The following is a 17,229-nucleotide window of genomic DNA, read 5'->3' on the forward strand; positions in this document are numbered from 1 at the left end:
GACCGCCATCCATCGTTTTCCAATCATTCATTCAACATTCGCACCATCACCGGAGGAGACATCCATGAGCTTCACGATCATCGAACAAGCCACACCGCGCCTGCACCGTTCCGAACTCGCCGTCCCGGGTTCCAACCCGGGCATGTTCGAAAAGGCCGCCAAGTCGGCCGCCGACATCATTTTTCTGGACTGCGAAGACGCGGTCGCACCGGATGACAAGGAACAGGCCCGCAAGAACATCATCCAGGGCCTGAACGAGATCGACTGGGGCACCAAGACGATGATGGTGCGCATCAACGGTCTCGACACCCACTACATGTACCGTGACGTGGTCGACATCGTCGAAGCCTGCCCGCGCTTGGACATGATCCTGATCCCGAAGGCCGGTGTCGCGGCGGACGTGTACGCGGTCGACATGATGGTCACGCAGATCGAAGCGGCGAAGAAGCGCACCAAGCGCATCGGCTTCGAAGTGCTGATCGAAACCGCGCTTGGCATGGCCAATGTGGAAGCGATCGCCCAGTCGTCGAAGCGCCTGGAAGCGATGAGCTTCGGCGTCGCCGACTACGCCGCCTCGACGCGTGCCCGCACGACCGTGATCGGCGGCGTGAACAAGGACAGCGTCGTGCTGAGCGACAAGGACGAGCAGGGCAACCGCCAGGCCTTCTGGACCGACCCGTGGCACGCTGCGCAGACGCGCATGATGGTGGCCTGCCGCGCCTACGGTCTGCGCCCGATCGACGGCCCGTTTGGTGACTTCAACGATCCGGACGGCTATATTTCAGCCGCGAATCGCGCCGCGGTGCTGGGCTACGAAGGCAAGTGGGCCATTCACCCGTCGCAGATCGAACTGGCGAACACGGTGTACACCCCGTCGGCCGCCGAAGTGACCAAGGCCCGCCGCATTCTCGAAGCGATGGCGCAGGCGGCGAAGGAAGGTCGCGGTGCGGTGTCGCTCGACGGGCGCCTGATCGACATCGCCAGCATCCGCATGGCCGAAGCGCTGATCGCCAAGGCCAACAGCATCGCCGCGGCGACCTGATCGCTGCATATATATAGAGGGGGCGCGCATCGGCACTCGCCGGTCGCGCCCGCATCCGATTCATGACCACATCTCGACTACACGGAAAAAACCGATATGGCATCCGATATTGAAATTGCACAGCAGGCCAAGATGTTGCGCATCAGCGAGGTCGTGTCCAAGCTGGGCATCCCGGAAGACGCGATCGAGCCGTACGGCCACTACAAGGCCAAGGTGTCGCTCGAATACCTGAACACGCTGAAGGACCGCCCGGACGGCAAGCTCATCCTGGTCACCGCGATCAGCCCGACGCCGGCCGGCGAAGGCAAGACCACGACCACGGTCGGTCTGGGCGACGCGCTGAACCGCATCGGCAAGAAAACCATGATCTGCCTGCGCGAGCCCTCGCTCGGGCCGGTGTTCGGCGTGAAGGGCGGGGCGGCCGGTGGCGGCTACGCCCAGATCGTGCCGATGGAAGACATCAACCTGCACTTCACCGGTGACTTCCACGCCATCGGCGCCGCGCACAACCTGCTGTCGGCGCTGATCGACAACCACATCAACCACGGCAACGAGCTGCGCATCGATCCGCGCCTGATCCAGTGGAAGCGTGTGGTCGACATGAATGACCGCGCACTGCGCAAGATCACCATCGGCCTGGGCGGCACCGCCAACGGCTTCGTGCGCGAAGACGGCTACGACATCGTCGTGGCGTCCGAAGTGATGGCCATCCTGTGTCTGGCCGGTTCGCTGTCCGACCTGAAGGAACGCCTCGGCCGCATCATCATCGGCTACACGATGGGCGACAAGAAGCCGGTGTATGCGAGCGACCTGAAGGCGCAGGGCGCCATGGCGACGCTGCTGAAGGACGCGATCAAGCCGAACATCGTGCAGACGCTGGAAAACAACCCGGCCATCATCCACGGCGGCCCGTTCGCCAACATCGCGCACGGCTGCAACTCGGTCACCGCGACCAAGGCCGGCCTGAAGATGGCCGACTACGTCGTGACCGAAGCCGGCTTCGGCGCCGACCTGGGTGCCGAGAAGTTCATCGACATCAAGTGCCGCATGGCCGGGCTCAACCCCGCCGCCGTCGTGCTGGTCGCCACCATCCGCGCGCTCAAGTTCCACGGCGGCGTGAAGAAGGAAGAGCTGAACCAGGAAAACCTGGCCGCGCTCGATAAGGGCATCTGCAACATCGAGCGCCACCTGAAGAACATCAAGGAGCACTACGGCCTGCCGTGCGTCGTGTCGGTCAATCACTTCACCTTCGACACCGACGCCGAAATCGCGCTGCTGAAGAGCCGCATCGAAGCCCTCGGCGGCAAGTTCGTCATCGCGCGCCACTGGGCGAGCGGCGGTGCCGGCGCCGAAGAACTGGCCCGCATGGTCGCCGACATCTGCGACAACGCGCCCGGCCAGCACACCTTCGTGTACGACGCCAAGGCCACGCTGCAGGACAAGATCACCACCATCGCCACCAAGATCTACGGTGCCGGTGCAGTGACCTTCGCCGACGCCGCGCGCAAGCAGCTCGAAAGCTGGAACGCCGACTACGGCCACTTCCCGGTATGCATGGCCAAGACCCAGATGTCCTTCTCGGCCGACGCCAACGCCAAGGGTGCCCCGAGCGGCCACACCCTGAACGTGCGCGAAGTGCGCCTGGCCAACGGCGCGGGTTTCGTCGTCGCCGTCTGCGGCGACATGATGACCATGCCGGGCCTGCCCAAGGTACCGAGCGCGGAGAAGATCGACATCGACGACAACGGCAAGGTGTCGGGGTTGTTCTGATAGTTGTTTCCGGATGGAAAACGCCGCCTTCGGGCGGCGTTTTTTTTGTGGGTTTCCTCGGTGGTTGCCTGGCTTAGACCGACGGGACTCCGCGAAACGCGGAGCGATTCACCTTCATGCTGCAGTTCGATCGGCATTCGGCGACGTTTCCGAGGCTGATGCCGGAAACGTTCTTCGAAAGCCATGCAGCCACAGCACTGGGCAAGGCCGAGTTCTCGCGGGTGGCGGCCGCGCACACAGTCGACCTTGAAAGGTGTCTGGAAAGCCTGCTTGCGCTGTTGCGGGCGCACCATCTGAACGATGCGGCAGACGCGTTGGTGCGGCAAGTGGCCATCGACCGGACGCGACTCGACATTCCGTCGATAACGGCGGCGCGCTAGGCGGATGTCCCCAACAGTGACGGTGCGCCCGCGGCGAATGCGTCGCGGCCGTCGTACCATTGTTCGCCCCCTTCACCCGCGAGCGTCGCCATGACCTATCAGATCGTGTATTCCTCCCAGGCCACCGGACCGATGACGGCGGCGGATCTGGAACAGATACTGGTCGATGCGCGCGCCGGCAACGAGGCGCGAAACGTGACCGGTGCGCTGGTGTTCGTAGATGGGGTATTCCTGCAGATTCTGGAAGGCGAGGAAGCCGTCGTGCGGGCGCTGATGGCGAGCATCGCGAGCGATACGCGGCACGATACGGTCACCGTCTTCCACGAAGCGGAGGTCGAGGCGCCGACCTTCGGCACCTGGCGCATGGCCTACGTCAGTGCGACGCCGCAGGACATGTCCGCCTGGGCCGGGTTGCCGGGTACCGCGACGGTCGACGCGCTGCTGCAGGACATCGGTCGTGATCCGCAGCGGGTGCCGCAGATACTGGCCAGCATCCTGCGTCATCTTGCGGGGTAGGGCGGGCGCGGAAATCTGCCCGACACGCGCGAGGGCCTGCCGCCCTGTTGGGCCCGCCTCGTTGCAATAAACGAAGCCGCCCGGGGGCGGCTTCGTTTATTGCTGGCTCGATTCAGCGACGGCGGCGCAGTGCGCCGAGCACGCCCAGGCCCGCAAGCAGGGTCGCCCAGGTGGCGGGTTCGGGCACCGGCGGTGCAATGACATTGGTCGGCACGTAGGCGCCGCCTGTCACCTTGAAGTCGACCAGATTCACCGTGCCGGACAAGGTCGTCTGGTTAAGGATTTCGGTCGACAGCGTGATGGCGCCGATGCGCGTCAGGTCGAACTGGCTGTTGGCGGCTTCGAAATCGGCGAACGAGAAGTTCAGCGTGGGCACGACGCCGTAATTGACCACGGCCATCGTGCGGGTGACGCTGGCGCGCTGGCCGGCAAGGTCGAGCAGTTCGATGTCGATGTCGACCGCGGCATAGTCGTTGCCCTGCAGCACGTAGTTGCCGAAATAGCGCAGGCTCAACTGGCTGCCCAGCGCAGCGGCGTCAATGTTCAAACCCTGCGCAACGTCAGGCGAGCCGTCGACGCCGTCATACACGACCGTGAAGCGGGTGTTTGCGCCCTGATCGACCTGGAAGGTCATCAGTGGAATGTTGTAGCCGCCGAACCAGCCGTTCTTTGCGGTGGCGGCGGCAAAGGCGTTGTCGCCCTGGAAGGCGACCGCCTGGAGCACTTCGGCGACGATGTCGCGCTCGCCGCCCAGTATCGTGCCGGTGCTGGACGAGGCGCTGGCCAGCGGCGCCAGATGGGTGGCGCTGACGGCGGCGAAGCCGGGGATCGGGCCGAACGGGAAGACGTAGTAGTCGTCAATTAACGTGTCGGCCTGCGCAGTCCCTGCAAGGCCAAGCAGACATGCGACGGCAATGTTTTTCTTCATGTCGATGAATCCGGTGAATGAACGGAGTGTGCCGTCGAGCAAAATCGATGCCCGCTTTCGGATTTCGTTTGCAATTCATTCGCTTGCAAAGTGTGTCGACGATGAGTGTAAAGCAGCCCGACACCGCGGGCCGGAATCGCCGTGTTCCGCGTCACGTACGTGTCTGCCCGATCTGGCTGGCGCGCGCATTTGACGCTGCCGGTGATCTGCCGCATCGTGGGCGCCCTCTTGCGATCGCGCGGGTCTGACGACCGCGCCGCCTTTCCCGGAACCGACTCATGCGCCTGACTGATCTCGGCCCCTTGCCGCTGACACTGATCGCGTCGCTCGTGCTGGCGATTCTTCTGCTGGTCATCCGCATCTTCGTCATGCAGCGCATCCAGCAGCGCCGGCAGCGCGAGAACCGGCAGGAAACCGAACGCCTGAAATCGCTCGTTGCCGTCTATCGATCGCTGGCAGGCTCGTTTTCGCCGGGGACCGGCGAGCATGCGTCCCAGGTGGAGGAGGCGCTGTCCGAGGTGGTGCTGTTCGGTTCGCTGCGTCAGGTGGAACTGGCAGCGCAATGCATCAACCGGATCAAGGCGGCCCAGTCGCCCGACTACCAGGCGCTGGTGGAGGATCTGCGTACCGAACTGCGTACCCAGCTCGGCCTGGAAGCGATTCCGCCCGGCCTCGTGCTGCCCGCGTCCGGGCCGGGCAGGGCGGCGCGGAACGGTCGCGCAGACGGTGAAGGCGGCGGGCGCAGCGAATCCCGTGGCGGGGGGGGCGGCGCTGGCGGCGGCGCGGCCGGGGCGGGCGGGGTGGGCACCGGCATCGTCGTGGCCGACGCGGCCGGACCGCGGGATCCGGCCTAGCGCTTTTTCGTCCGGATGGAATCCGTGGGCGGCGTACGCGTGACACGGGCCAGGCGCGCGGCGAAGTCGTGACGAGTTGTCCCGCGTACGGCGCTCGCCACGCTATTCAGCCCGCCCCGCGTCCAGCCACTCATCCAGCCACTCATCCAGCCATATTCCGCATGTGATCCGCGAGGTCAGACAGCGCGCCGTACAGCTGGGTGTTTGAATCGTCCGGCGGCAGCACTTCTTCCATCGCCATGCGCATGCACATGAGCCACTGGTCGCGTTCCGCCTCGCCGATGGTGAAGGGCAGGTGGCGGGCACGCAGCCGCGGGTGACCGTAGGCTTCGATATACAGCTGCGGGCCGCCGAGCCAGCCGGACAGATACATGTAGAGCTTTTCAGCCGAGCCGGACAGGTCGGCCGGGTGCAGCTTGCGGATGCCGTAGGCCTCGGGCAGCGTGTCCATCAGTTCGTAGAAGCGATCGACCAGCGTGCGCACGGCAGGGGCGCCGCCGATGTGGTCGTAGAAGGTGCTGCTGGCGGTAGGGGTCTGTGTCATGACGGTGAACGCGTTCGGGTGGCTGCCGGTGGCTACCGGTGTCTGCTTGAAAGCGTGATTTTATATCGCCCCGGCCCGCCGGACTTTGGGCATTGCGCGGTCGTTTTTCGCGCGGGGGCCGGTGCGGGCGGCATAGAATCGGGCCCGGCGCATTCCCATCCACCGGAAGGATTTCAATGAAAACGCTGCTTTTCTACGACAGTGTGGTCGTTCTGAACCGCGACACCCACCGCGACCTGCACCTGAAGCCGCAGGACAACCTGCGTTTCGCCGCGAGCACCAATTGCGTGCCGCTGGCGCTGGTCGAATTCGGCGACGTGGCGCGCGAGTACCCGATCGTGTTCGCGCGCTTGCCGGGCGGCCTGGTACCGGTGGCGCTGCTCGGTCTGCGCGACGCGGAAAACCTCTACCTGAACGACGAAGGCAAGTGGGACGCACGCTACGTGCCCGCCTTCGTGCGCCGCTACCCCTTCGTCGCGGTGCAGGACAACACCGCACCCGACAAGCTGCTGGTGTGCATGGACGAACAGTTTCCGGGCTTCAACAAGGAAGAGGGCGAGCGACTGTTCGACGAGAACGGCGCCGAGACGCCGTTCCTGAAGAATGCGCTGGCGTTCGTGCAGGGTTACCAGAACGAGGCGCAGCGCACGGCGGAATTCTGCCGCGAGGTCGAACAGCTCGGTCTGCTGAACGAAATGAGCGCGATGGCCGAACTGAAGGACGGCCGCAAGTTCCGCCTGGACGGCCTGTGGGTGATCGACGAAGCGAAGCTGCAATCCCTGTCGGCAGCGGCGGCGGTCGATCTGTTCCGCCGCGGCTGGATGGGTCTGGTGTATGCGCAGCTGCTGTCGCTCGGCCATCTGCGCGTGCTGCTCGACCGCACGGCGCAGCGCAGCGGCGAGGCGCCGGCGGTGCCGGCCGATGGCGCGACCGCCGCAGCGGCCGAATCAGGCAGCGTTCACTGACCCTGTCTGTCGCGGCTGGCCGCTGCCGGTGGGGCGAGCGGCAGCCGCAGGCGGGCGACCAGCCCGCCACCCTCGCGCTGCAGCAGTTCGAATCGTCCGCCGTGCGCACGCAAGGTGCGCTCGACGATCGCCAGACCCAGCCCGGCGCCGCTCTGGCCGGTGCGCGCGTTGTCCAGCCGCGTGAAGGGCCGCTTCAGGCGGTCGATCTGCTCGGGCGGGATGCCCGGACCGCGGTCGCTCACATCGATGCAGGCGTCCGGTCCGTCGATCACGCATGACAGTTCGACCGGCTTGTCTTCACCGGCATGACGCAACGCGTTGTCGACCAGATTGTTCAGGCAGCGGCGGATGGCAAGCGGCCGGAAGCGCATGGCCGGCACCGGATCGAGCCGGGCGGCGCTCACCGCAAAGCCATGGCGCGTATAGGCCTGCGCGGCTTCCAGCACAAGGCTGGCGAGATCGCCTTCGACCGGTTCTTCGCCGGTGGTCATGCGGGCGAAGTCGAGAAACTGGCCGATGATCTTGTCCATGTCATCGATGTCGGCGCTCATGTCGCGCACCGTGTCAGGGTCGAGTCCGGCCATTTCCATGTCGAGCCGCAGCCGGGTCAGCGGCGTGCGCAGGTCGTGCGAAATGCCGGCCAGAATGAGTGCGCGCTCGTCCTCCATGCGCGCCAGATCGTCGGCCATCTGGTTGAACGCGTGCGCCACCTCGGCGAGTTCTTCGGCGCCCTGCTCGGGCAGCGGGGCCGGGCGCTCGCCGCGGCCGATCGCGCGTGCCGCGCGCTTCATCGCCGACAGGGGCCGGGTCACCCGGCGCACGATCAGGAAGGCACCGCCGAGCGCGAGCAGCAGCGCAGCCGTCCCCCAGCCGACCACCTCGAGCGCCAGCGGACGTTCGATGCGGTTGCGCGGTAGCATGAGCCAGTAATCGTCGAGGCCTTCGCCATCGGAAATGCTGAAGCTGACGAACAGCCCGGTCTGGATGCCGCGCGACACGACGATGCGGGTGCGCGGATCGAGCCGCTTGCGCAGCTCGTCCTCGATGGCGGCCAACGAGCGGTCACCGGGGATAGGGTCGAAGCCCGGAATATCGCCGTCGAGATAGATGCGCAGGCCTTCGCGCATCGACAGGTCGGTCAGCAGTTCGACGCGTCGCTGTGGATCGGCGCTGACCAGCGATGCACGCGTGAGGTTGATGACACTGATGATGATCTGCGCCGCCTGCTGCGCGCGCGGCGCGCGTTCCAGCCAGGCGTAGATGCCCGACCACGCCAGTACCGAGGCGGTCAGCAGCCCGGCCAGCAGCAGGAAGGTGCGGGCGAGCAGCGTGCGCGGCAACAGCGGAAAGCGGCGCAGCGGCGCGCGCAGGGCCTGACCCGTCAGCCGGGCAATGCTGCCGCGGCGACGCCCGCGCTTCACCACGGGTAAAGCGCCGGCACGCAGCCGGTCGGTGTCTGACCAGCCGCCGCACCGGCGAGATCAGGCATGCCGTGTACCGTCGGGTACGAACACGTAGCCGAAGCCCCACACGGTCTGCAGGTAGCGCGGCTTGGCGGGGTCGTCTTCAACCAGCTTGCGCAGGCGCGACATCTGCACATCGATCGAGCGATCGAAGGCGTCATATTCGCGGCCGCGCGCCAGTTCCATCAGCTTGTCGCGCGACAGCGGAACGCGCGGTGATTCGAGCAGCACCTTGAGCAGCGAGAACTCGCCGGTGGTGAGCACCTGCTCCTGTTCGTCGCGGGTGAGCGTGCGTGCTGCGAGATTGACCTCGACCTGACCGAAGTGCACGACGCGTTCGTCGAGCGCCGGCGCACCGGGCGGCGGCTTCGGTGCCTGCCGGCGCAGCACGGCATTGATGCGGGCGACCAGCTCGCGCGGATTGAAGGGTTTGGGCAGATAGTCGTCGGCACCCATTTCGAGACCGACGATGCGGTCGACCTCGTCACCCTTGGCGGTCAGCATGACCACCGGAATCGTGTTGTCCTGCGCACGCAGCCGGCGGCAGATGGCGAGGCCGTCTTCGCCGGGCAGCATCAGGTCGAGCACCATGAGGTCGTACAGTTCGCGCGCCAGGGCGCGGTCCATCTGCGTGCTGTCGGCCACGGCCTTGACCGCGAACCCCTGTTCGCCGAGGTAGCGCTCGAGCAGGGCGCGCAGACGGGCGTCGTCATCTACGATGAGGACCTTGCGTTTTTTTTCTTCCATGGCGCGATGCTACCCGAGCGGGTCTGCAGTATTCAATCCGCCGGTGAGCGCATGTAAGCGGCACCGCAGGCGTTAACGTGCGCTTACAAACCGTGCGGGTCTGCTCACATCCGGCTAACAGCAAATGTTCAGGCTTCATACATCAACCAGTCAAGGCGGGAAACGCCACAGGGAGGCAGTGATGAAAGGGTTCGGATGGATGGTCGGGGCGTGTGTCTGCAGTGCATCGTTTGCCGCGTCGGCAGCCAGTGCGGTGTTGCCCATGGTGCAGGCGGGCGGTGCGGCGAAAGTCGAGGCGCAGACACCGTTTGACCCAATTACGGCCCGGTCATCGGATACCCTGAAGCGCGATGGGGCAGGTGCTGCATCGCCGGATGTGGCGCAGGGCAATGATCAGGCGGCACATCTGGCGCGGCAGTATGCACTTCACCGCGCCAGTCTCTACCTCTACAATCCGGGTCGCATCGGGCCGGTGGCGCGAGCGCCGGGCGGTGCCGCAGTTGAACAGTAGCGACGGCAAGGAGCGAACAACGATGATGGGTGCAGACCTGACCAGCGTACGACGGCGCCGTGCCGTGCTGTGCTCCTGTATGGGTGTGGCGGTCATTGTTTCGACGACGGTCGAGGCCGCGGGCGGGGAACCGGTCGGGCGACGCGATTTCGTCGGTGGCCAGTACATGGAACGCATCATGCCCGCCAGCGGTGAACTGCCGCCGATGCGCCGCTTCGACGGCGAAGATCCGTCCGTGGCGCGCCGTGCCAATTACGGCGATCAGCGCGGCCCCGGTCTGACGCCGGAAGAGCGCCGGCAGTTGCGGCGCGATATCCGCGACGCATCGCGCGAGCTGTATCGCGACACGCCTGACCGTTAGTCACTCCCCCCGCAGAGCTTCCCGACGATCGATGGACAGACGCCAGTTCCTGCAGTGCACCGCTGCAGCGCCGCTGGCGGCGGGCGGTGGTATCGAGATTGCCCGGGCGTCCCCGCACAGCCGGCTGCTGATCGTCATCGATCTGGTTGGCGGCAACGACGGTCTCAACACCGTCATTCCCTTTTCCGATCCGCGTTACTTCGCGCTCAGACCGACCCTTGCGATCGACCGGCCGAGCGGGCTGCCGCTCGATGACCGCAACGCGCTGCATCCGGCGCTGCGGCCGCTGATGCCGCTGTGGTCAGCCGGCGAACTGGCGATCCTGCATGGCGTGGGCAGCGCGGAAGCGAGCCTGTCGCACCATCGCGCGTCCGAACTCATGCAGGCAGCCCTGCCTGACTTTCCGTCGGTGGATGCCTCCGCAAGCTGGCCGGCGTGTTCACCCGCTCCGTTGTCGCTGGCGCAGGCGCTTGCACAGATCGCGTCCGGCGCGCCGCTGCATGCGCTGCATCTTGTGCTGCACGGGTTCGACACCCATGAGCACCAGCCCGCCGAACATGCCCGCCTGCTGGCGCGACTGGCCGCAACGATGTCGGCGCTGCGTGCGTCGTTGCAGGCGTCGGGCCGCTGGCCTGACGCGCTGCTGATGACACGTTCGGAATTCGGGCGTCGCGCAGCCGAGAACCTCAGTGCCGGAACCGATCACGGCGGTGCCGGCGTGCACTTCATCGCGGGCGGGCGGCTGAACGGCGGCGTGTTCGGCGCACAGCCTGATCTCGATCTGCTCGACCGCCGTGCCAATCCGGCGCCGCAGGTCGACATCGGCGCGCTGAATCGCGGGGTGGGTGCGTGGTGGTCCGGTGCGCAGGCTCGCTTCATTCCCGACGCAAGCTTTGCGGTTGCATGAGCGCGCGAACCTCCCCGCGGCGCCGATCGACCAGAGCGTTCCGCGTCACTCCGGATTGCTGACCCGCGCGGTCGGCTTGTGCCGGTCGAAGCCGTGTTTCTGCGCCACCCTGTTGTAATGGATGTGCGCATCGATGACGCTGCGCTCGCGCGGTGCCAACGTGAAGGCGTCAATCAGGATGTTGCGCGCATCCGTGGCGAGCGCGTCGTCCCAGGTCACATCCAGCCGCTTGATCAAGGTTTCCAGTCGCTTCAGTTCGGCCTCGATGTGCTCGAGGTCGGGGCCTCCGGCGCGCTCGACTTCGAGCTGCGCTGCCGCCGCCCTGGCACGATCACGCGCCGACTGTGACTGGCGTTTCAGCCGGTTCGGCAGCACACCGGGCGCGTCGGGCAACGTGCTGATCAATTTTTCGGCGGCGTCCTGGCGGTCATTCTGCAGGCAGGCTTCGGCAAGTTCCGTCGTCGCCAGCGTGTCCGGCGTGCGCAGTTGTTCATGGGTCTTGAGTGCCTGGTCGATCGCACGACGCGCGCCTTCCTCGTCGCCATTGCGACTCAGACGGCGTGCCTCGATGACGTCGGACAGCACGGCCGCGCGTTCGCTGTCGCCCAGCATGGTGCGCATTTCCTGCATGCGCTGGTTGATCTCCGCATCCGCATCGTCAAGCCCGACCAGGCTTTTGATCAGGGTCAGGTGGTCTTCGGTACAGCTCAGGGAGGTGCCTTCGGTGCGCTCGACGACGCGCCGCATGACGGCCGCAGCCTGTCCGACGTCGCCCAGTTCAAGACAGATTTCGCCCAGGCTGCGCAGTCGCCGCAGATTGTCCGGTGCGATCGAATCGGCACGTTCGTAATAGGTGCGCGCCTCGTCCAGCTCGCCGTTGCGTTCGTGCAGTTCGCCGAGGAAATCATAGACACCCATGAAATCCGGGAACTCCTCGCTGATCTGCGCCGCCAGCTCGGCGGCCTCGCGCGCCTCGCCGCGCTCGCGCAGCACCATCGCATAGCCGATGCGCGCCCAGGGCACGGAATTCCGGGCGATGATGGCTTCATAGATTTCGCTGGCTTCATCCAGTCGGCCGAGTGCGATCAGCGCTTCGGCGCGGATGCGCAGCGCATCCAGTGCGTAGCGTGGCGTACGCTCGACCACCCGGTCGCATTCGAGGATCACACCCGGCAGGTTGCGCTGCGCCATTTCGGCAAATACAGCCTTCAGCGCGAGCTTCTTTTCGACCGCCCGCTCCAGACGTTCGGCCAGCTGGCCGGAGGTGAAGGGTTTGAGCAGGTAATCGTCCGGCGCGAATTCGGCGGCCGACACGACGCGGGCGCGCATGCGCTCGCCGGTGACGATGATGAACACCGATGACAGCGGCAGGATATTGTTCAGCCGGAGTTCTTCCAGAGTGCGCAGGCCGTCGTGCTTCTCGCCGAAGTTGTGGTCGCACAGCACGACGTCTGGCGTCGTGGCGGCGCACTGGCGCAGCAGGTCGCCGGCCGTGCCGGCCATGGCGACGTGCTTGACGCCGGCCTGCGACAGCTGGGTGCGCAGCCAGGTACGGACGACCTGATTCGCGTCGGCGATGACGACGCGCATCTTGTCCAGTGCTTCGGTCGGCAGGAACATGACGAAAAGCCCCTTTCGGGGTTAACGATAACGCCGCAATGAACGGCTCGGAAAGCGCTTTACTTGAAGCGGCCGGGCGGTCCGGAGACGCCGGAACACCCTACAATCATGCGCTTCGATATCGAATTGCCGTACGGAATGAAGCTGCTCGCGATTGAAACATCGTCGGAAACCGCGTCGGTCGCCCTGTTGCTGGACGATAAGGTGCGTGCGCGCGAAGGCGGTACACCCGGCACGCACGCGCGCTTCGTGTTGCCATGGGTGACCGAACTGCTGGGCGAAAGCGGCCTGTCGCTGGCGCAGCTCGACGGCATCGCCTTCAGCGCCGGCCCGGGCAGTTTCACCGGCTTGCGGCTGGCCGTGTCGGTGGCCCAGGGTTTGTCGGTCGGCAGCGGCGTCAGGCTGGTGGCCGTTCCGACACTCGAGGCACTGGCGCTGTCGGCAGGTGACGGATTCAAGTATGTCTGTGTCGACGCACGCATGAGCGAGGTCTACAGCGCGTGCTATGAGGTGCGCGGCGATGTCGTGTCGGCGCGTTCGAACATCCGGGTGAGCCCGCCGGCCGGCCTGAGCAGGCCCGAAGGCGAACTGGCATCGTGGCAGGGCTGCGGCAGCGGGTTCGCGCTTGCGGGGGTCGGCGAGTTGCCGTGGGTCGCAGGTCTGGGTTCCATCGACAGCGGCCTGACTGCGCACGCGCGGCAGATCGGCCGCCTCGGCTGCCTGCGTCTGGCGGCCGGCGAGGGCATCGACGCCGCGCTGGCGTCACCGATCTATGTGCGCGACAAGGTGGCGCAGACGACCGCCGAACGTCTGGCTGCGGGTGGCCGCGCCTGATGGACATGTCTGCCGCCTCCGTACAGCCCGCCGCCGAGGCACAGCGTGCGTTCGCGCCGATGCGTGAAAGCGACCTGGACGAAGTGGCCCGACTGGAAAGCACGCTGTACGACTTTCCATGGACACGGGTGAATTTCGCCGATTCGCTGATCGCCGGCTACTGCTGCCGCGTGTTGTACCAGGACGGCGCGCTGGTCGCCTATGCCGTGATGATGTGCGTGCTCGACGAAGCCCATCTGCTCAATCTGAGCGTCGCGGGCACCATGCAGCGGCGCGGCCTGGGCCGCCTGATGCTCGACCACCTGGCGCGCGAAGCGGCCCTGTATGGGGCCGAGCGCATGTTTCTCGAAGTCCGTCCGTCCAATGAGGCGGCGCGTGCGATGTACGCGGCCGCCGCCTTTCAGCCGATCGGCCGTCGTCCGCGCTATTACCCCGCGCTCGACGGGCGCGAGGACGCCATCGTGATGAGTGCCGAACTGGGCGAGCGCTGGCGCGCGCGATCGAATGAGGCTTGGCGTCGATGAACCGGCGTGCGTCCATGTTGCGGGAAATGGGTCTGGCGCCGGTCTGGCGGTTGCGCGATGCGTCGGGCGCGACCGTGGACAGTCCGCCGGCGGAAGCACCCGCATCCGCCGCGGTCGCCGCCGACGTGGCGCCCGTGGCGGCCGCACCCGCCCGCGAGCCGGCAGTCCTGCCTGCCCGGTCCGCCGTGTTGCCGACCGCCCCGCCACTCTTGGCGCCCGCGAGCGTGGCAGCCGAAGGCATGGACTGGGCGGCACTGGAAGCCGCCATTGGCGCCTGCCGCGCCTGCCCGCTGCATGAGCGCCGCACGATGGCGGTGCCGGGTGTCGGCGACCGCGCAGCCGACTGGCTGTTCGTCGGCGAGGGGCCCGGTGCGGAAGAGGATCTGCGCGGCGAGCCCTTCGTCGGTCAGGCCGGCAAGCTGCTCGATGCGATGCTCGCCGCCATCGGTCTGGCGCGCGGACAGAATGTATACATCGCGAATGCGGTGAAATGCCGGCCACCGGGCAACCGGACACCGGAAGTGGCCGAAATGGCCACCTGCCAGCCGTATCTCGACCGGCAGATCGCATTGATCCAGCCACGCATCATCGTGGCGCTGGGCCGGCCGGCCGCGCAGACCCTGCTCGGGGGGGAAGTGAAGATCAATGCGGCCCGGGGTCGCCTGTTCGACCGCGCAGGCATTCCGGTGGTCGTCACCTATCACCCGGCCTACCTGCTGCGCAGCCCGCAGGACAAGGCCAAGGCTTGGGAAGACCTGTGTTTCGCGCGGGCCGCGCTGGCGCCGCGCTGAGCTGTCGGGCCGTGAGTGGGGCAGGAGTGGGGGGAAGGGCGGTCAGTGGCCGAAGCCGTCGTCGAGCAGCGACACGTCGTCGCGCTTGCGCTGATTGGCCTTGTGCCACTTGCCGACCATGAACATCGTCGCGGCGACGAACAGGCCGAACATGACCATCACCGCGAACACCGACAGGCCGGCGGCCAGCAGCGCGGCGTACAGCCCGGTCATGATCAGGATCGACAGGTTTTCGTTGAAGTTCTGCACCGCGATCGAGTGACCCGCGCCCATCAGCATGTGGCCCCTGTGCTGCAGCAGCGCATTCATCGGGACGACGAAGAAGCCGGCACAGGCACCGATCAGGATCAGGATGGGCACCGCCACCCAGAGCTGCGTGACGAAAATCATCAGCGGCACCAGCAGGCCCATCGCAATGCCCAGCGGAATGACCCGGACCGAGCCGCGCAGCGTGATGCGCCGCGCCGCCATCACCGCACCGATGGCGATGCCCACCGCCACCACGCCCTGCAGTTTCGACGCCTGCGACAGGCCCATGCCGAGTGCGCGGTCAGCCCAGTCGATCACGATGAACTGCAGCGTTGCGCCGGCGCCCCAGAACAACGTGGTCACCGCGAGTGAAATCTGCCCCAGCTTGTCCTGCCACAAACCCTTGAAACTGTGGCTGAAATCGGCGATCAATGCGGCCGGGCTGCTGTTCAGCGGCTTCAGCGGCACGCCGGTATCCGGAATGAACAGGTTGAAGATGCCGGCCAGCACATAGAGCAGGCCGACCAGCATCAGGCTGATTTCAACAGTGGTGTCGAGTCCGGTATCGACGAAGGGCAGATCGATCGCCAGCAGGCGGGCACTCAGCGACGGGTCGATCAGCAGACCGCCCAGCAGCACGCCGAGAATGATGGCGCCGACCGTCAGGCCTTCGATCCAGCCGTTGGCGACCACCAGCAGACGGTGCGGCAGATACTCGGTCAGGATGCCGTACTTGGCCGGCGAGTAGGATGCGGCGCCCAGACCGACGACGGCATAGGCAAGCAGTGGATGCACGTGCCAGAACATCAACGCGCAGCCCACCACCTTGATGCCGTTGCTGATCAGCATCACGCGGCGCTTCGCCATCGAATCGGCGAGCGCACCGACGAAGGCGGCAAGAAGCACGTACGAAATCGTGAAGAACAGCTTGAGAAGCGGGATCTGCCAGTCGGGTGCCAGCGCATCTTTCAGCACGAAGATGGCAACCACGAGCAAAGCATTGTCGGCAAGCGCAGAAAAGAACTGCGCGGCCATGATCATGTAGAAGCCGAGAGGCATCGGGCGTTGTGTGCCGGAACTGCACGCCGGCCCTGCGCAAAAAGTGCGCCTTTATACCACGAAGCCCGCACTGTCCAGATGACGTGACACGGCGCTGCTACACTGCTTTCCGCTGATGCGATGCAGCACCCGGGAGGGCCGGATCGACCGGCCTGAAAAGCCGCTCAACCTTACATTTTGGTTGACCTGCAAACGTCAACTTGGTCTATAACCACGAGGGCGAGCGTCACTTATAAAGAGGGAAAAATGCCTGATAGAAGGCTGGAGGTGTTTCACGCAGCGGCGAGCCAGATGTCCTTTACCCGCGCCGCCGAACTGCTGCAGATGACGCAACCCGCAGTCACCTTCCAGATCAAGCAGCTTGAGGAACATTTCGGCACCCGACTGTTCGAGCGCGCACACGGCCGGGTGACGCTGACGCCGGAAGGTCTGAAGGTGAAGGATTACGCCGACCGTATCCTCGACCTGTTCGCGACGCTCGAAAACGAACTGCAGGAAATGGCGAGTGACCTGCGCGGCCACTTGCTGATCGGTGCCACGCCGACCGTGGCCGAGTACCATCTGCCGCCGGTGCTGGCGGAGTTCCGCATTGCGCATCCGAACGTGGTGCCGCGACTCACCGTCGACAACCCGGGCGTGATCGAGGACATGGTGGACGAGCGTGTGCTCGACATCGGCATCGTCGAAGGCCTGGGTCGCGGCGGCGCACAGGTGATGGTTGAACCGTGCGCCGAAGATGAACTGGTCGTCGTCTGCGCCCCCGATTTCCCGCTGGCCAGACTGGACGCGGTCACGCCGGAGCACCTGCTGCAGCACCCGTGTGCGGGCCGCGATGCGGGCAGTGTCCGTGCATTGCTCGAGGATTATCTGTCACGTGGCGGCGTCGATCCGGCCAAGCTTCCGCTGGCGTTCGAACTCGACCGGCTGTCATCGGTGAAGGGCGTGCTCGAGCGCGGGCTGGCCTACGCCATCCTGTCGCGCGCCGCCATCCGTCACGAAACCAGCCTCGGCCTGCTGGTGGCCGTACCGCTGCGTCCGCGGCTGGTGCGCCACATGGCCTTGCTCTATCCGTCGGAGCGCTTCCGTACCTATATGGCCAAGCAGTTCGGCGAGTTCGCGTCGGCGCGTCTGGCGAGGCAGAGCGGACGCTGAAACCCGGCGCGG

At 66.0% G+C, this 17,229-nt stretch carries 19 protein-coding genes; 13 read left to right on the forward strand and 6 right to left on the reverse strand.

Going from position 1 to position 17,229, the window contains the following annotated elements; all coding sequences use genetic code 11:
• The first annotated feature begins 64 nt into the window (after window positions 1–64).
• The 4 genes from ACTIFF_RS10475 (at window position 65) to ACTIFF_RS10490 (ending at window position 3,708) form a co-directional block, all read left to right on the forward strand.
• On the forward strand, window positions 65–1,042 hold the full coding sequence (locus ACTIFF_RS10475) for an HpcH/HpaI aldolase/citrate lyase family protein (protein ID WP_439536772.1): 978 nt from the start codon (window positions 65–67) through the stop codon (window positions 1,040–1,042).
• A 96-nt stretch (window positions 1,043–1,138) separates the two neighbouring features.
• Window positions 1,139–2,812 carry a formate--tetrahydrofolate ligase gene (locus tag ACTIFF_RS10480; protein ID WP_439536773.1) on the forward strand — a complete coding sequence of 558 codons (1,674 nt, stop codon included), beginning with the start codon at window positions 1,139–1,141 and terminating at the stop codon, window positions 2,810–2,812.
• Between the two features lie 116 nt (window positions 2,813–2,928).
• Window positions 2,929–3,192, forward strand: a complete 264-nt coding sequence (locus ACTIFF_RS10485) for a hypothetical protein (RefSeq protein ID WP_439536774.1) — start codon at window positions 2,929–2,931, stop codon at window positions 3,190–3,192.
• Window positions 3,193–3,282: 90 nt separating this feature from the next.
• The gene (locus tag ACTIFF_RS10490) at window positions 3,283–3,708 is read left to right on the forward strand and encodes a BLUF domain-containing protein (protein ID WP_439536775.1); all 426 of its coding nucleotides are present in this window, start codon (window positions 3,283–3,285) and stop codon (window positions 3,706–3,708) included.
• Window positions 3,709–3,820: 112 nt separating this feature from the next.
• Here ACTIFF_RS10490 and ACTIFF_RS10495 read toward each other — a convergent pair whose 3' ends face one another.
• The gene (locus tag ACTIFF_RS10495) at window positions 3,821–4,636 is read right to left on the reverse strand and encodes a PEPxxWA-CTERM sorting domain-containing protein (protein WP_439536776.1); all 816 of its coding nucleotides are present in this window, start codon (window positions 4,634–4,636) and stop codon (window positions 3,821–3,823) included.
• 278 nt (window positions 4,637–4,914) lie between these two features.
• On the opposite strand from ACTIFF_RS10495, the gene ACTIFF_RS10500 reads away from it, so the two are divergent.
• A complete protein-coding gene (locus ACTIFF_RS10500) occupies window positions 4,915–5,490 on the forward strand; it encodes a preprotein translocase subunit YajC (RefSeq protein WP_439536777.1) in 576 nt (191 codons plus the stop codon).
• A 142-nt stretch (window positions 5,491–5,632) separates the two neighbouring features.
• On the opposite strand, the gene ACTIFF_RS10505 is transcribed toward ACTIFF_RS10500, so the two are convergent.
• Window positions 5,633–6,034: a group II truncated hemoglobin gene (locus tag ACTIFF_RS10505; RefSeq protein ID WP_439536778.1), complete on the reverse strand. Its 402-nt coding sequence runs from the start codon at window positions 6,032–6,034 to the stop codon at window positions 5,633–5,635.
• A gap of 176 nt (window positions 6,035–6,210) precedes the next feature.
• Between ACTIFF_RS10505 and ACTIFF_RS10510 the strand changes: the two genes are divergently transcribed.
• Window positions 6,211–6,999 carry a SapC family protein gene (locus ACTIFF_RS10510; RefSeq protein WP_439536779.1) on the forward strand — a complete coding sequence of 263 codons (789 nt, stop codon included), beginning with the start codon at window positions 6,211–6,213 and terminating at the stop codon, window positions 6,997–6,999.
• Here ACTIFF_RS10510 and ACTIFF_RS10515 read toward each other — a convergent pair.
• On the reverse strand, window positions 6,993–8,420 hold the full coding sequence (locus tag ACTIFF_RS10515) for an ATP-binding protein (protein ID WP_439536780.1): 1,428 nt from the start codon (window positions 8,418–8,420) through the stop codon (window positions 6,993–6,995). The two genes, ACTIFF_RS10510 and ACTIFF_RS10515, sit on opposite strands and share 7 nt — an antisense overlap.
• Window positions 8,421–8,480: 60 nt before the next feature.
• Window positions 8,481–9,209, reverse strand: a complete 729-nt coding sequence (ompR, locus tag ACTIFF_RS10520) for an osmolarity response regulator transcription factor OmpR (protein ID WP_305612812.1) — start codon at window positions 9,207–9,209, stop codon at window positions 8,481–8,483.
• 181 nt (window positions 9,210–9,390) lie between these two features.
• Between ompR and ACTIFF_RS10525 the strand changes: the two genes are divergently transcribed.
• From ACTIFF_RS10525 to ACTIFF_RS10535, 3 genes are read left to right on the forward strand one after another with little or no spacing between them, the layout of a single operon-like run.
• A complete protein-coding gene (locus tag ACTIFF_RS10525) occupies window positions 9,391–9,720 on the forward strand; it encodes a hypothetical protein (protein WP_439536781.1) in 330 nt (109 codons plus the stop codon).
• On the forward strand, window positions 9,710–10,081 hold the full coding sequence (locus ACTIFF_RS10530; protein ID WP_439536782.1) for a hypothetical protein: 372 nt from the start codon (window positions 9,710–9,712) through the stop codon (window positions 10,079–10,081). The genes ACTIFF_RS10525 and ACTIFF_RS10530 overlap by 11 nt, the downstream gene beginning before the upstream one ends.
• Window positions 10,082–10,112: 31 nt before the next feature.
• A complete protein-coding gene (locus tag ACTIFF_RS10535) occupies window positions 10,113–10,988 on the forward strand; it encodes a DUF1501 domain-containing protein (RefSeq protein WP_439536783.1) in 876 nt (291 codons plus the stop codon).
• 45 nt (window positions 10,989–11,033) lie between these two features.
• Here ACTIFF_RS10535 and ACTIFF_RS10540 read toward each other — a convergent pair whose 3' ends face one another.
• A complete protein-coding gene (locus ACTIFF_RS10540) occupies window positions 11,034–12,608 on the reverse strand; it encodes a tetratricopeptide repeat protein (RefSeq protein WP_439536784.1) in 1,575 nt (524 codons plus the stop codon).
• A gap of 108 nt (window positions 12,609–12,716) precedes the next feature.
• On the opposite strand from ACTIFF_RS10540, the gene tsaB reads away from it, so the two are divergent.
• The 3 genes from tsaB to ACTIFF_RS10555 are packed head-to-tail and all read left to right on the forward strand — an operon-like array spanning window position 12,717 to window position 14,757.
• Window positions 12,717–13,442 carry a tRNA (adenosine(37)-N6)-threonylcarbamoyltransferase complex dimerization subunit type 1 TsaB gene (gene tsaB, locus ACTIFF_RS10545; protein WP_439536785.1) on the forward strand — a complete coding sequence of 242 codons (726 nt, stop codon included), beginning with the start codon at window positions 12,717–12,719 and terminating at the stop codon, window positions 13,440–13,442.
• Between the two features lie 5 nt (window positions 13,443–13,447).
• The gene (rimI, locus tag ACTIFF_RS10550; RefSeq protein WP_439536786.1) at window positions 13,448–13,966 is read left to right on the forward strand and encodes a ribosomal protein S18-alanine N-acetyltransferase; all 519 of its coding nucleotides are present in this window, start codon (window positions 13,448–13,450) and stop codon (window positions 13,964–13,966) included.
• Window positions 13,963–14,757 carry a uracil-DNA glycosylase gene (locus ACTIFF_RS10555; RefSeq protein WP_439536787.1) on the forward strand — a complete coding sequence of 265 codons (795 nt, stop codon included), beginning with the start codon at window positions 13,963–13,965 and terminating at the stop codon, window positions 14,755–14,757. The genes rimI and ACTIFF_RS10555 overlap by 4 nt, the downstream gene beginning before the upstream one ends.
• 42 nt (window positions 14,758–14,799) lie before the next feature.
• Here the strand turns inward: ACTIFF_RS10555 and lplT are convergent, their stop codons facing one another.
• Window positions 14,800–16,065, reverse strand: coding sequence for a lysophospholipid transporter LplT (gene lplT / locus ACTIFF_RS10560; RefSeq protein WP_439536788.1), 1,266 nt, complete (start codon window positions 16,063–16,065; stop codon window positions 14,800–14,802).
• A gap of 246 nt (window positions 16,066–16,311) precedes the next feature.
• On the opposite strand from lplT, the gene ACTIFF_RS10565 reads away from it, so the two are divergent.
• Window positions 16,312–17,217 (forward strand): LysR family transcriptional regulator, encoded by a 906-nt coding sequence (locus ACTIFF_RS10565; protein ID WP_439536789.1) that lies wholly within the window; start codon window positions 16,312–16,314, stop codon window positions 17,215–17,217.
• Window positions 17,218–17,229 lie beyond the last annotated feature (12 nt).

The sequence above is a fragment of the Methyloversatilis sp. genome, assembly GCF_051861465.1.
Lineage (GTDB): Bacteria > Pseudomonadota > Gammaproteobacteria > Burkholderiales > Rhodocyclaceae > Methyloversatilis.